Origin of the sequence: Pseudomonas sp. MWU13-2862 (assembly GCF_023242495.1) — a bacterium.
GTDB lineage: Bacteria > Pseudomonadota > Gammaproteobacteria > Pseudomonadales > Pseudomonadaceae > Aquipseudomonas > Aquipseudomonas gingeri_D.
Genome location: NZ_JALMEZ010000001.1, coordinates 114256 through 128061, shown reverse-complemented (window position 1 = coordinate 128061; position 13806 = coordinate 114256). Strand labels below are relative to the sequence as shown.

Genomic DNA, 13806 nt, shown 5'->3' with positions numbered 1-13806 from the left:
ATGGCTAAGAAACCAGCGGCGTCCTCCACTGACACATCGATCACCGCGCCCAGGAAGGGCGCCAGCCTGACCTTGATTGATGTGGCGAAGGTGGCCGGCGTTTCGCCGATGACAGTTTCCCGGGCCTTGCATCGACCGGAGCTGGTGACCGAGGAGACTCGGGAAAAGGTCCGTGAAGCGGTGCGCAAGACCGGCTATGTTTCAAATATGCTGGCTGGTGGCCTGGCGAGTAACAAAAGCCGCCTGGTGGCGATTTTCCTCCCGACCATTGCCAACTCCATTTTTGCCGATACCGTGCAATCGCTGATGGATCGCCTGACCCAGGCCGGCTATCAAACCCTGCTGGGGCTGACCGGCTACTCCGCCGAGCAGGAAGAAAAGCTGCTGGAAGCGGTCCTCGGCCGTCGGCCGGACGGTATTGTCCTGACTGGCACGCTGCATACCGAATCCAGTCGTCTGCGACTCGCCCAGGCGGGTATTCCGGTGGTGGAGTCCTGGGACTTGAGCGAAGATCCCCTGGATATGCTGGTGGGCTTCTCCCATGAGAAAGTCGGGGAGGAGACCGCACGGCATTTGCTGAAAAAGGGCTACAAGCGTTTCTCGGTAGTGACCATCAGCGATCCTCGCGGTCTGCGTCGCTGCAACAGCCTGATCGCCGAGCTCAAGCGCCAGGGTATCGAAGAGGTGCCGATGGAGATCCTGGCACCGCCGGCCACCCTCGAAGTGGGCAGGGAAGGGCTGCGACGCCTGCTTGAACAGCCCGTGCCGCCGGACATCGTGGTGTGCAGCTCCGACACCGTGGCTCAGGGTGTCCTAGCCGAAGCCGCCAGTCGCGGGATGAAGGTACCGTCGGATCTGGCGGTGATGGGCTTCGGCGATCTGAGCAGCGCGGCGCAGGTGCACCCGGCCTTGTCGACCGTCAGCGTCGATGGCAGGAACATTGGCCTGCAAGTGGCCCAGGCGCTGCTTGAGCGCTTCGAATATCCCGCCGGCAGTCATCATCCCGTGCGAATCGACACCGGTTTCACCCTGATCGACCGCGCCAGTACCTGATCCTGAAAACAGCTTTTTTCCGATAATCGCAGGGTTGAATGATTGCGCAATCAGTGTAGTATCGGCGCAAAGGTCATCTGTTCTGTCGGGCGGGACCTTTTTTTGAATCTTTCAATGATTGCGCAATCATTTGCCGATCATGCTGTTATCAGGAGCCGTAAGGGCCACATGGATTCGCCGCTGCACTCACAATAAGGAAAATAATAGTGATCACGCCCACGCCATCGGTCGCGAAGACCAACGTCCGCTATCTCATCCTCGTGATGATCTTCATCGTCACCGTGTTCAACTACGTTGACCGCGCCACGCTGTCCATTGCCGCCCCGAGCATGCGCACCGACCTTGGCTTCGATGCCATGACCATGGGCATCGCTTTCTCGGCCTTCGGCTGGGCCTACACCTGGATGCAGCTGCCCGGCGGCATCGTTCTCGACCGTTTCGGCTCGCGTCTGGTGCTTGGCATGAGCCTGATCATCTGGTCGGTGTTTACCTTCCTGCAGGGCTACGTCGACCTGTTCAGTTCGGCCTTTCTGGTGCTGTTTGTCCTGCGCTTCATGATGGGGGTGGCCGAAGCACCGGCGTTTCCGGCCAACAACCGCCTGACGGTGATGTGGTTCCCGCGCCATGAACGGGGCCTGGCCACGGCGGTGTTCCAGTCCGCGCAATATTTTGCCCTGGCGGCGTTCACCCCGGTGATGGTCTGGCTGGTCAGTACCTGGGGCTGGCAGCACGTGTTCTGGGTCACCGGTGTGGCCGGTATCCTGATCGGCTTGCTGTGGTTTCGCATGGTTCAGGAGCCGCGCAAGGACAAACGTACCAACCAGGCTGAAATCGACTACATCGAAGCGGGCGGGGGCTTGCCCACCCTCGGCGACGTGAAGACACCCTTCAGTTGGAAAAGAATGAAGGCCATCGGCGGCAACCGCATGATGCTGGGCATCTACCTGGGCCAGTTCTGCCTGACCTCGATCACCTGGTTTTTCCTGACCTGGTTCCCGACCTACCTGATCGAAGCCAAGGGCATGACTCTGTTAAAGGTCGGGCTGGTGGCCGCCATTCCCCCCATCGCCGGTTGCCTGGGCGGCATGATCGGCGGTGTCTGGTCGGACTGGATGCTGCGCAAGAACTTCAGCCTGACCGCGGCCCGCAAGACACCGATCATCTGTGGCCTGTTGCTGTCGAGCAGCATCATGGTCGCCAACTACACCCAGTCGATCCCCCTGGTGATCCTGGTGATGTCCATTGCCTTCTTCGCCAAAGGGGTCGGCAACCTGGGCTGGTGCATCGTCGGTGACGTTTCGCCGGCCCGGGCCATGGGCGTCAGCGGGGCCATGTTCAACTTCTGCGGCAACCTCGCGAGCATCGTCACCCCCATCGCCATCGGCGTGATGATCAACCAGTTGGGCTCTTTCGATGTCGCGTTGATCTACGTGGCCGGCATGGGGTTGCTGGGGGCGTTTTCCTATCTGTTTATCGTCGGGCCGCTCAAGCGCCTGGAATTCGATGATTTCGAGGATCCACCGGCCAAGCCTGTCGAAGAGGGCGCGCTGAACAGCGAACTGACACCGCACCGTACCTGATCTCTTTTCAAGACCTCATCACCGTTCAAGGAGAGCGCCATGCTCGCAGCACAACACACCATCAAATCCTCCGACGACGACCGTATTGCCTGGGTGCGTGTGTCTTCGGTGATCCTGCCGCTGGCCAATCCGATCAGTGATGCCAAGGTGCTGACCGGCCGGCAAAAGCCGATGACCGAAATCGTCATCTTGTTCGCTGAAATCGAAACCATCGATGGTCATCGTGGGCTCGGCTTCAGTTACTCGAAGCGGGCCGGTGGGCCGGGGCAATTCGCCCATGCCCAGGAAATCGCCCCGGCGCTGATCGGCGAAAATCCGAGTGACATTGCCAAGCTGTGGACCAAGCTGTACTGGGCCGGCGCCTCGGTGGGGCGTAGCGGCCTGTCGACCCAGGCCATCGGTGCCTTCGACGTGGCCTTGTGGGACTTGAAAGCCAAGCGCGCCAATCTTTCCCTGGCGCGCCTGCTCGGTGCCCAACGTGATTCCGTGCGTTGCTACAACACCTCCGGTGGTTTCCTGCACACGCCGCTGGATCAACTGATGAAGAACACCGACCTGTCTCGTGAAAAGGGCATCGGCGGCATAAAGCTGAAAGTCGGCCAGCCGGATTGCGCCATCGACATCCAGCGCGTCAGCACGGTTCGCAAGCACCTGGGTGACGACTTCCCCTTGATGGTGGATGCCAATCAGCAATGGGATCGCCCGACGGCCCAGCGCATGTGCCGCCAGTTTGAACAATACAACCTGATCTGGATCGAAGAGCCGCTGGACTGCTACGACGTTGAAGGCCATGCCGCCCTGGCCCAGCAATTCGATACGCCGATTGCTACCGGTGAAATGCTTACCAGCGTTGCCGAACACGCCGAGTTCATCAAGCTGCGCGGTGCCGATTTCCTGATGCCCGACGCACCGCGGGTGGGGGGGATTACGCCTTACCTGAAGGTGGCGGCCATGGCTGAGCAGGCGGGCCTGATGCTGGCGCCGCACTTCGCCATGGAGCTGCACGTTCATCTGGCGGCGGCTTACCCGACCGAGCCTTGGGTCGAGCATTTCGAATGGCTTGAGCCGCTGTTCAACGAGCGTCTGGAAACCCGTGACGGTCGCATGCTCGTGCCTACCCGTCCCGGTCTGGGGCTGACGCTCAGCGAGCAGGTCAAAGCCTGGACAGCGCAGGTTGCCGAGGTCGGTGTTCGTCCATAACCCCGTTCGAGGTCGTGTGTGACGCCTATGAACACCTCGCCAAAGGTGCCGTTGGCAACGTCGTTATCAAGGTCGCTGGAGCCTGATCTGTTTCAACGACCGATTGATACGCACACAATCAAAGGTCGTCGGATCAAAGTCGTTATCGCCGAACCACTCCAGTACGCTCTCATGTTCGGGGTGGCCGGCGTCATGCAGGGCCGTCAGGAACTCGTCATAGCCGAGCATGCCGCCGATATCTTCGGGTGGCCGGGCGTTGGCGCCGTCGATGCAGTAGGGCAGTTGCGGGCAAACGTCAGCGGGGATGATTTTTTCCAGCCGGATCAAGTGCTCCCAGCCATCCCTGAAATCGTAGACATAACGGAAGGTGCGGTTCCCCCGCAGGGCGCTGATCAGTGTCGTGCGTTTCTCCGCAACGATCGGAGGTTTCCAGCCGGTGCTGGAGTCGGAAACACCGTAGCTGTCACCGGCGATTTCAAATTCGTGCAGGTGCGTGTCCGTCCAGCCCATCGTCGCCTGGATAACCTGGTGCAGGCTGCCCAGGGTGATGCTTTCGGGGACCGCCACCTGGCGCCAGATCGTAGGGGTTATCCACTTCAACTCAATGCGTAGAATCAGCACGCGGTCGGTTTGGGGTGTCGGCAGTTGGGCAATCTGGGTCATGGGTCAGGCAGCCTCTCGAGGGTCAATGGACAAGGAGCGAGATCAGGGATCGCTCTGGGCTTCATCGGTCATCCACTTCAAGTGTTCAGTCTCTGGAGGGGCTGTTGTAGGAACTTGATTGATGGACGGTCTACTTCGATGGTAGCGACGTTGTTCATCGGCGAAAATCAGACTGCAAGGACAAGTTTGGTACGAATCAGCCTACAGTAATAGGGTTGTATTTAAACGTTACGGGCTGGGAGACGCCATTCAGTCTTATCGGGTTGTCAGCGTTTCGAGTGTTTTTTGGAGTTTGTTGATATCCATTGGCTTTTGTATGCACTCATTGAATATGGATGCCTGGCATTTTCTTCGAACTTCCTCCAGTGGGTTGGCGGTAATGGCGATGATGGGGGTGGTCTGCGGATCAAACCCTTGCTGGCGAATCTTCATGGCGGTCTCAATACCGTCCATTCCGGGCATTTGAATATCCATCAGGATGGCGTCATAGGATTTGCACAGCATGCCCAGGGCTTCATATCCATTACTGGCTATGTTGACGCTGCAATTAAGGCTTTTCAGGATTTTGCAGTGAAACTCGCGCACTCGTTCATCATCGTCGACGATCAATATGGAGAGCCAGGCACTTGGCTTGGGTTGGCTGTCGGTAGAGGTCGTTTCCTTGGCTTGCTCTGCAATACATTGAAAAAATTTAAGCATATCGGCACCTGACAGCTCAAGGTCGGAGCAACTTCTTTCGAAATGGGCCATAAACTGTTTCATTTGTTCCAAGGTCATGCTGTCCGTCTTCCTGGCTCCGGACTTGAGCTTCCGGAAGGTCTCCATGATGTCAGTCAATGGCTCAAACAAATGACGGCTGAGGGTTTGCTTGCTGATCGGGAGCCTGATGCTGTTCGGATGTGTATTTTGGCACATAGAAGCTCCCTCTGTTCCCCGGGGCGATTTGCTTTGTGGTTCGCTTTGAAATTTATAAAACGAATGGACTTGTCGTTCAATAGGGGGATATATCGTTTGTTGCTGATGTTTTTGTAGGTCGAATCTTGTTGGTGTGTAGGGTGGAGGATCGTTTTGTGCTGCTAGGTTGATTTTTTGGTGTATCCATTGCCAAGTTAGGCAAAGTATGTAGAAAATTGATTGAATCAAGGACTGAAGGTTCACCTCATGCAGATTGATAAAACGTGGCATCTGGCTACCACTGATGGTGAAGTGAGTTGGACTGAGTTCGAATTGCAGCTTTGGAGGGCGTTTAATGCCTTCAAGCGTTGGCAGTTGGAGTGCGAAAAGATGGCCAACGATAATAAAATATCAGTTGATGAGCTTGCGGTGCTTCACGTTATTCGGATGAATGATCGACCTAAAACCATTGCGGAGGTGGGGCAGCTGTTGAATCGCTCTGATTATTTTAATATCAATTACAGTGTTACAAAGCTCAGTGAACGAGGGTTGGTAAAAAAATATCAACCGTTCAAGAATAGACCGGTGCAACTCAGCGTTACCGAGGCAGGTCGCGAGAATACGGAAAAATATACAGAGGCACGCAAAAATATATTGTTCGGGGAATTTTCACGCGAAATCAGTGGTATCAACCTCAAGGAGGTCGTCCTTGGACTCAGACAAATCAAGGGTGTGTATGAAGAAGCTCATCGGGCGGCTTCGACTTATAGGTCTGTCACTACGGATTCTGGTTGAACTCAGTTTGAGTTCTCGAGGGGCGTTTTTACGATGAAGAGCACCTGTTCAAGCGGCTGGATGATCGGGCATGTGTAAGCGACCACACTCCGTGACGGGAGAGTGATTCCTGGCGCATTGAGTGTGTGCGTTGCTCAGCTCGGCCCTTCCGCACGCGCAACCTCGCTGCGCAGGGCATTGGCCAACTCTTCGCAGCATCGGTAATAGGTGCGCTCGGCGATCTTGACGGCTTTGAACCCTTCTTCCAGCGTGTCTTTGGGCGACTTGCTCAAGGCGGCGACCGTCGTGCGCCATGCCGCGCGGGCGTTGTCTGCTTCGATCAGGTAGGGCTTCAAGAGAGCTACGTCAATCATCGTCATGGAGGGTGATTCCTGTCTCTGTTTTTTTCTACGGCAGGCCGGCGACCGAATGCCCACCACCCCTGTCTTTTTCTTCGCTCAGCTTAGGGGGCAGCGAATGAACTGTCGAATCTTCGCGCGCCCGCCTGACCACCCACCTGTCATCCTGTCGATACCGGGCTTTGCCGACGATCAGGCATACTCTGCGCCGTCGAGATGAAAAGGATCCAGCCATGTTGTTGAGTAAACGCGAGCAGGCGCAGATCGAGCGTCGTCTGGTTGCCGCCCTGACCGAGGCCTGCGAGACGGCGAAGGCCAGGATCGTCGGGTTTGCCTGGCTGACCCACGAGGTGGACTTCGCGCACTTTCCCGCCAGCCTGCGGGTGACCTGGGTTTTCGACACCCGGGCCAACCGTGACCAGGCGATGTCCGGCGAGTCGGCCCAGATGCTTGAACTGACCGCCGAAGCCCTGCGCGAAGCCGACGTTGAGGTCAAGCAGGTCGCAGCTCATCTGGCGTTCGACAGCGAGGAGCACTGCCAGCAGGTGAGCGCCGGTAACTGGCAGCAGCACCTTGCCCGCAGTCCACGCCCGGGACGCCACTGAATCATGGCCAAGGACATCGACAATCCCTGTATTTCCGTGTGCCAGCTCAACAGCGAAATGTGCCTGAGCTGTGGCCGCTCCAAGGAAGAGATCAAGCAGTGGAAGCGCATGAAGCGCCCGGAAAAAATGGCCGCGGTGCAACGGGCGACGCTACGTCTGAAAAGCCTGCAGAAAAAGAAGCGTTAATCCGCATCAAAGTCCGTGGAACGGGTCAGCGCCTCCCAGGCGTCGAGTTCCGCGGCATAGCTGGCGAGCTTTTCCCGAACCAGCGTGAGCGCGTCACTGCCCAGCAGCAGATGAGCCGGCGGCTGGTCGCTGGCGATCAGGCTGAGCATGGCCCTGGCCGCTTTGACGGGATCGCCCAGCTGTTTGCCGCTCTTGGCTTCGCGGGCCGTCCGGATGGGATCGAACAGGGCGTCATAGTCGGCGATGCTGCGCGGCGAACGGACCATGGAGCGGCCCGCCCAGTCGGTACGAAACGATCCCGGGGCCACGGCGGTGACGGCGATATTGAATGGCTTGAGTTCCTTGCCCAACGCTTCGGAGATCCCTTCCAGGGCGAATTTGCTGCCGCAGTAGTCAGTGATGCCGGGCATTGTGATGAACCCGCCCATGGAGGTGATATTGATGATATGGCCGCGACGACGCTGACGCAGATAAGGCAGCAGTGCCTTGGTCACCGCCACGGCGCCAAAGACATTGACCTCGAACTGCTGTCGTATTTCCTCGAGTGATGATTCTTCGAAGATCCCTTCGTGACCATAACCTGCGTTATTGACCAGGACATCGATCGGTCCCAGGGAGGACTCCATCTCGGCCACAGCCGCGTCGATCCGCCCGAAATCGGTGACATCGAGCAGGCGCCCGAAGGCTTGTGAAGGGCTCAGGGCTTCAAAGGCCTGCCTGGCCGATTCGTTGCGCACCGTACCGATCACGCGATGTCCGGCGGCAATCGCCTCCAGGGCGAGTGCTCGCCCGAAGCCGCTGCTGACGCCGGTGACAAGCAGGGTTTTGACTGGCGACATGCTGATTTCTCTCATGGCAAGGGGATGGGGCGTCAACGGGATGTTCCGCTGTACGAATGCCGCAACTTTAGTCCTCGTGCGCCGCGAGGGAGAGCTCGCTTCCTCTGAATGTCTAGCCTATTCCTATGAGTGGTCTGTTATTCCGGGCCGGCCTTGAGCACAATCGACGACAGGGTCAGTGAGGACGGGGAATCAGGTGAACGGCGAGACGTGGGACCCCAGCGACGTGCGCAAGCGCATGATTGCGCTGATGGACAAGCTGACACCCCGGGAAGGCTACAACCTTACGGTGTTGCCGCAGGTGCGTTTCCTGCGTTCCAATCGGCCGCTGAGCCTGACCCCGGTGTTTTACCAACCCGGTATCGTCATTGTCTGTCAGGGCAGCAAGCGCGGTTTCTTCGGCGACCAGGTCTACCTCTACGATGAACAGCACTACCTGGCCGTTTCAGTCCCGGTGCCATTCACCATGCAAACCCTTGCCACTGAACAGGCGCCGCTGCTCGCCATCTACCTGTATCTGGATTTCAATGTTGTCGCGGATCTGATTCTGCAAATCGACCAGTTGGGTGGCGTCGCGGCGTCCAAGCCCCAGGGCATGTTCTCGACCCCCATGGACCGGGCGATGAGCGAATCGGTCCTGCGTTTTGTCGAGGTCATGGACCGGCCTCTGGAGGCGGAGATCCTCGGCCCTTCACTGGTTCGTGAAATCTACTTTCGGGCGTTGACGGGGGAGCAGGGCGGCGCCATGCGCGCGGCACTCACCCAACAAGGCCGGTTCGGCAAGATAGCCAGGGCCATTCGCCGGATTCACGGGGCCTTCAGCCAACCGCTGAGCGTGGAGCAATTGGCCGCTGAAGCGGGCATGAGCGTTCCCTCGTTTCACAGTCATTTCAAGTCGGTGACCCAGACTTCACCGCTGCAATACCTCAAGTCGATCCGGCTGCACCAGGCACGGCTGCTGATGGTCAGGAACGAGGTGGGCGCCGCCAGCGCTGCTTTGGAAGTGGGTTACGAAAGCGCTTCGCAATTTGGCCGTGAGTTCAAGCGGCTGTTCGGCAACAGCCCGGTTGAGGAGGTCAAGCGCATGAAGGCCAGTTTCGTGGTGCCGCCGCCGGGGTGGCCTGCCAGCGCAGGCCCGGCAATGCACCGACAATAAACCCCCGCCCGTCGCCCCGCGCGGGCCTTTCAACACGACTCCGTTACCTGAACTATGTTGTTAATAACCATGCCTGCACCTTGCGGCCTGGGGGACGAGTGGCTCTTGGCGTTCAAGCAATCTGCGGCGTCAGTTCGAGGCGACTGATGGTCTCATTGATTGCCCAGGTACACCGATAGTCTTGGAATAACACGGCAAAAGGGATTCTTGCAGTCATGTTCAATACTCATCTGAAGAAGAGATTAGAGAGCAAAGAAGAAGAGCTTTTCAAGTTGCACCAGTTGTTCCATGGCATGACGGCGGAAATGGTTTCACTGGTGCTCGACCCGCAGTTCCGCGTCATCGACTTCAATCAACGCTTTCTCGACCTGCTGGGGTATACCGCCGAGCAGGTGCGGGATCGACCGTTGGAGCAGATCGTTCCGGCCTATGTCAAAACCCTGGACTGTTACCGTAACCTCAAGGCTGCGGTGGCCAAGGGCGAGTCGGTCAGCGACAACTACCGTTTCCTGCGCGCCGATGGCACCCTGGCCTGGTTGCAGGGCAGTTGGCAGCCGGTCCGGAACGAGAAGGGCGAGTTGTTGCACATCCGGTGTTTCGCTCGCGATGTCAGCCAGACCGTCGAGACCATGAAGGAGAACGAGGCCTTTATTCGGGCACTGCTGCGTTCCACGGCGGTGATCGAGTTCAATCTCAAGGGCGAAGTGATTACCGCCAATGACCAGTTCCTGCGGGCCATGGGCTACTCGCTGGCGCAGATCGTCGGCAAGCATCACCGTATTTTCTGTTCTCCCGAAGAGGTCGCTTCGAATCAGTACCAGGCCTTTTGGGCGACCCTCAATCGTGGGGAGTTCGTCGCGGATCGGTTCAGGCGCATCGACAGCCAGGGGCGCGATGTCTGGCTGGAGGCCACTTATAACCCGGTCCATGATGCCCAGGGCCAACTCTACAAAGTGGTCAAGTTCGCCAGCCTGGTGACCGACCAGGTGGAGCGCGAGAAAGAGGTCAGCGAGGCGGCGGGGATTGCCTACGACATCTCCCTGCAGACCGACACGACCGCGCAGCGCGGGGCCACGGTGGTCAAGGACACGGTGATGACCATGCAGGCCATTTCCGAGGAAATGCAGTCGGCCTCGGAAGGCATCGAGGCGTTGGGCAAGCAGTCGATGTTGATTACCTCGATGGTCCAGACCATTGGCGGGATTGCCGCGCAAACCAACCTGCTGGCGCTCAATGCCGCCATCGAGGCGGCCCGGGCCGGGGAGCAGGGCCGTGGTTTCGCGGTAGTGGCCGACGAGGTCCGGCAACTGGCGGGACGCACCAGCGCCGCCACCGAGGAAATCGTCACCCTGGTTCAGCAGAACCAGAAGCTGGTGGACGAGGCGGTGCGGGACGTGTCCACCAGCCGGCACAAGGCCGAGCAGGGCGTGTCCCTGGCCAACCAGGCCGGCGAGGTGATCATCGAGATCCAGGATGGGGCCAAGCAGGTGGTGGGCGCGGTGGGGCGGTTTGCCAATCAGCTGAAGTAAGTGTCAGATTGGAATGGGATCGGGCGGCCAGGGGATTTCCTGATCCGCCCGAGTGTTCTGGTTGTCGGATGTTAAATCCGGGTTTCAAGTGCGAGCATCAGAAGCGAGTCCACCGTCGCCTTGGCCATTTCCACTGACTGCATGACAGTCAAAAGTTGATGGTGAGCTGTTTCGTGATTGCCCAGGTTGATGTTGTCGGCAGTATCTTCGGCGGTTTCAAGTATCTGCGAAACGTTAGCCAGCACGTTCAGTAGGCCGATGTCTTCGCGAATCGCCAATAGCGAGGGGATCTGAGAGTGGGCTGTTTCAAAGGGTATTGGCGGGTGTGCTTCGGCAGTACCTGAACGCAGTGTTTCATTGGCCGGTGGTTCTGAATCCAGCCGTGAAAAAATGGCGTTGATGCTTTGGCGAATGAAAGCTGCTTTATCTTCGCCAGTTGGATTAATCGGAAGGTAGGGCGAGTCAGGCGTAATTTTCTTCATCATTTGTGTAGCTCCTGGACGCTCCTATATCTTTATTTCGGTCTGTCAAAACCGGTCGTCGATGGGCGGCGACCCTGAAACGTTATCGACGTGGATACATCGGCTCAAGCAGATGCTTCTTACAGGTGTGTAGGCTTTGTCGGTGAGTTGGGTGGGCTTGTCAGCCTGTTGCGTAAGTAACAAAAGCCATCCGATACCCAGGCGCCCCTCGCTTTAGAAAATCGCCCGCAACGCCAATATCGCCAGGTAGATCAGGGCCACTCCGCACAGCCCATGGCTGAGCCGCTGCCAACCCGGTGATGCGGCTTTCCTGAGTACGTTGACCAAGGCCGCGATGACAAAGCAGCAGGCCACCGAGGCAAACATGAAGCCGGCAAAGAACATCAGGGTTTGCCCATGGCTCAGGATACCCAGCCTTTGGAGCACGAACCATGGGGGTTTAAAAATATTCTGTTACGTTTTTTCAGGTGTTTTGGGGTAAATTTTTTCATGAACGGCATGACTGGAATTTATCGGGGTTTATTACGAATAGAGCCTGTAATCCATTCGCTGTGTTGTGCGTAAGTCTTGTCGTTTATTTTTTAAAATTTCAGCATATTCAGAGGATTGTGAATTTAAGGTTAAGTTCAGTGTTTCGACCTTGGATGGACATTCTTGTTGTTTGAGCTAGGTTGAAAGTTCTCCCTGAGTTGGAGAGATTTCTTTCAAAGGAGTGAGAAAAATGAACAAGCCTTTATCTAAGCCCGTACTTAAACATGGCCGTGTCGTTTCGCCGTCCAGCCGTGGATCGGTGGCCGTGGAACTGGGGTTGCTCGGTACCTGGCAGGTCAATGAAATGGAGGGAGGGAAGAATTTTCCGGCGCTCACCGCCGGGCCTTTCCCCCAGCCGTTTGAAACCGATGACCAGAGCGTCGCCCCACCCGCTGACGGTTACATCCTCAGTGGCGGGAAAAACGATGCCCGTGACTGCATCAACTTCACCGACGAGGAATTGAGCAAGAAGCTCAATCGCCCTTATGCCTGGCCACTGCTGAACGTCAACCCTGGGCAGGCCTTCCATGTGCAGTGGGAATACACCGCCGCCCACGTCACCCGGGGCTATCGCTGGTTTATCACCAAGGACGGCTGGGACCCGAAACAACGCATCAGCCGTGGGCAACTGGAAGCCAAGCCGTTTTACGAGGACTTCTACACCCAGGTGCCTTACTACCAGCACAGCGATGAGTTGAAGGCCAAGGTGGAGCACGAGGTGAAACTGCCGGCGGGCAAGAAAGGCCGGCATGTCATCGTCCTGCTGTGGATCGTCGCCAATACCGGCAACGCCTTCTACCAGGCGTTTGACGTGGACTTCAAATGAGCTTGCCGCTGGGCAATCGATCTCATGCAAATTTCTAAAGGACTGGAATGTGACCACAATCGACTTTTCACTGCTCAAATCCAAGGCCAGCGATGCGGCGTCGGCGATGCCGAGCCTTGCCGGCAAGAAAATCCTCATGGGCTTCTGGCACAACTGGGCCGCGGGGCCGAACGATGGTTACCAGGGCGGCAAGTTCGCCAACCTGGCGCTGACGGATGTGCCCATGGAGTACAACGTGGTGGCCGTGGCCTTTATGAAAGGCAACGGCATCCCGACGTTCAAGCCGTATAACCTGTCTGACGCGGAGTTCCGCCGCCAGGTCGGTGTCCTCAACGGTCAGGGCCGTGCCGTGCTGATTTCACTGGGCGGCGCCGATGCCCATATCGAGCTGCACAAGGGTTCCGAGCAACCGCTGGCCAACGAAATCATCCGCCTGGTGGAAACCTATGGTTTCGATGGGCTGGATATCGACCTGGAACAAAGTGCCATCGACTATGCCGACAACAAGGCGGTGTTGCCCGCAGCCCTGAAACTGGTGCGCAACCACTACAAGGCCGAGGGCAAGCACTTCATTATCAGCATGGCCCCCGAGTTCCCCCATCTCACCACCAACGGCAAGTACATCGATTACATCACCGCCCTCGACGGCTACTACGACTTTATCGCGCCGCAGTATTACAACCAGGGCGGCGACGGCGTCTGGGTGCCGGAAGCCAACGGTGGCAGCGGGGCCTGGATCGCGCAGAACAACGATGCGATGAAGGAGGATTTCCTCTACTACCTGACCGATAGCCTGGTCACGGGAACGCGGGGCTTTACCAAGATTACGCCGGACAAGTTCGTCATTGGCTTGCCGACCAATAACGATGCGGCTGCCACGGGTTATGTGATCGATCCGGCGGCGGTGGTCAATGCCTTCAAGCGACTGGATGCCGCCGGCCATTCGATCAAGGGGCTGATGACCTGGTCCATCAACTGGGACCAGGGACTCAGCCGGCAGCAGGTGCCTTACAACTGGGAGTTCCGCAATCGCTACGCGCCGCTGATTCATGGCGCGCTGGCGGCGGCTGAAGTGCCAGCGGGCAAGCGGCAGGCCTAAGCAGAAAAACGAAACCCGGCGCTTGCGCCG

14 protein-coding genes and 2 pseudogenes are annotated in these 13806 nt (G+C 57.8%); 10 read left to right on the top strand and 6 right to left on the bottom strand.

Annotated features, from left to right (window positions below; translation table 11 throughout):
• The 3 genes from M5C56_RS00680 (at position 1) to M5C56_RS00670 (ending at position 3833) form a co-directional block, all read left to right on the top strand.
• Positions 1-1053, top strand: coding sequence for a LacI family DNA-binding transcriptional regulator (locus M5C56_RS00680; RefSeq protein ID WP_103494987.1), 1053 nt, complete (start codon positions 1-3; stop codon positions 1051-1053).
• A 263-nt stretch (positions 1054-1316) separates the two neighbouring features.
• Positions 1317-2633, top strand: coding sequence for an MFS transporter (locus tag M5C56_RS00675; protein WP_103495016.1), 1317 nt, complete (start codon positions 1317-1319; stop codon positions 2631-2633).
• Positions 2634-2672: 39 nt separating this feature from the next.
• Positions 2673-3833: a mandelate racemase/muconate lactonizing enzyme family protein gene (locus tag M5C56_RS00670; RefSeq protein ID WP_103494986.1), complete on the top strand. Its 1161-nt coding sequence runs from the start codon at positions 2673-2675 to the stop codon at positions 3831-3833.
• 66 nt (positions 3834-3899) lie between these two features.
• Here the strand turns inward: M5C56_RS00670 and M5C56_RS00665 are convergent, their stop codons facing one another.
• Complete coding sequence (locus tag M5C56_RS00665; RefSeq protein WP_103494985.1) at positions 3900-4496, bottom strand: plasmid pRiA4b ORF-3 family protein; 597 nt, start codon at positions 4494-4496, stop codon at positions 3900-3902.
• A 255-nt stretch (positions 4497-4751) separates the two neighbouring features.
• Positions 4752-5681, bottom strand: a complete 930-nt coding sequence (locus tag M5C56_RS00660) for a response regulator (RefSeq protein WP_103494984.1) — start codon at positions 5679-5681, stop codon at positions 4752-4754.
• Here M5C56_RS00660 and M5C56_RS00655 point away from each other — a divergent pair.
• On the top strand, positions 5658-6185 hold the full coding sequence (locus M5C56_RS00655) for a winged helix DNA-binding protein (protein WP_103495015.1): 528 nt from the start codon (positions 5658-5660) through the stop codon (positions 6183-6185). The two genes, M5C56_RS00660 and M5C56_RS00655, sit on opposite strands and share 24 nt — an antisense overlap.
• 134 nt (positions 6186-6319) lie before the next feature.
• On the opposite strand, the gene M5C56_RS00650 is transcribed toward M5C56_RS00655, so the two are convergent.
• Entirely contained in the window at positions 6320-6544 is a 225-nt protein-coding gene (locus M5C56_RS00650) for a hypothetical protein (protein ID WP_103494983.1), read from the bottom strand.
• Between the two features lie 212 nt (positions 6545-6756).
• Here M5C56_RS00650 and M5C56_RS00645 point away from each other — a divergent pair, with 212 nt between their 5' ends.
• Together M5C56_RS00645 and M5C56_RS00640 are read left to right on the top strand one after the other, a co-directional pair.
• The gene (locus tag M5C56_RS00645; RefSeq protein WP_103494982.1) at positions 6757-7128 is read left to right on the top strand and encodes a hypothetical protein; all 372 of its coding nucleotides are present in this window, start codon (positions 6757-6759) and stop codon (positions 7126-7128) included.
• A gap of 3 nt (positions 7129-7131) precedes the next feature.
• Positions 7132-7314, top strand: coding sequence for a DUF1289 domain-containing protein (locus tag M5C56_RS00640; protein ID WP_103494981.1), 183 nt, complete (start codon positions 7132-7134; stop codon positions 7312-7314).
• Here the strand turns inward: M5C56_RS00640 and M5C56_RS00635 are convergent.
• On the bottom strand, positions 7311-8153 hold the full coding sequence (locus M5C56_RS00635; RefSeq protein WP_103494980.1) for an oxidoreductase: 843 nt from the start codon (positions 8151-8153) through the stop codon (positions 7311-7313). The genes M5C56_RS00640 and M5C56_RS00635 overlap by 4 nt on opposite strands.
• Before the next feature lie 250 nt (positions 8154-8403).
• Between M5C56_RS00635 and M5C56_RS00630 the strand changes: the two genes are divergently transcribed.
• On the top strand, positions 8404-9309 hold the full coding sequence (locus tag M5C56_RS00630; protein ID WP_247263012.1) for an AraC family transcriptional regulator: 906 nt from the start codon (positions 8404-8406) through the stop codon (positions 9307-9309).
• A 215-nt stretch (positions 9310-9524) separates the two neighbouring features.
• Complete coding sequence (locus tag M5C56_RS00625; protein WP_103494979.1) at positions 9525-10838, top strand: PAS domain-containing methyl-accepting chemotaxis protein; 1314 nt, start codon at positions 9525-9527, stop codon at positions 10836-10838.
• 71 nt (positions 10839-10909) lie between these two features.
• On the opposite strand, the gene M5C56_RS00620 is transcribed toward M5C56_RS00625, so the two are convergent.
• Complete coding sequence (locus M5C56_RS00620; RefSeq protein ID WP_103494978.1) at positions 10910-11323, bottom strand: hypothetical protein; 414 nt, start codon at positions 11321-11323, stop codon at positions 10910-10912.
• Between the two features lie 210 nt (positions 11324-11533).
• A pseudogene (locus M5C56_RS00615) lies at positions 11534-11722 on the bottom strand (chemotaxis protein); the annotation flags it as partial.
• Positions 11723-12041: 319 nt separating this feature from the next.
• Here M5C56_RS00615 and M5C56_RS00610 point away from each other — a divergent pair.
• On the top strand, positions 12042-12677 hold the full coding sequence (locus tag M5C56_RS00610) for a lytic polysaccharide monooxygenase auxiliary activity family 9 protein (protein ID WP_103494977.1): 636 nt from the start codon (positions 12042-12044) through the stop codon (positions 12675-12677).
• A gap of 106 nt (positions 12678-12783) precedes the next feature.
• A pseudogene (locus M5C56_RS00605) lies at positions 12784-13728 on the top strand (chitinase); the annotation flags it as partial.
• Between the last annotated feature and the right edge of the window lie 78 nt (positions 13729-13806).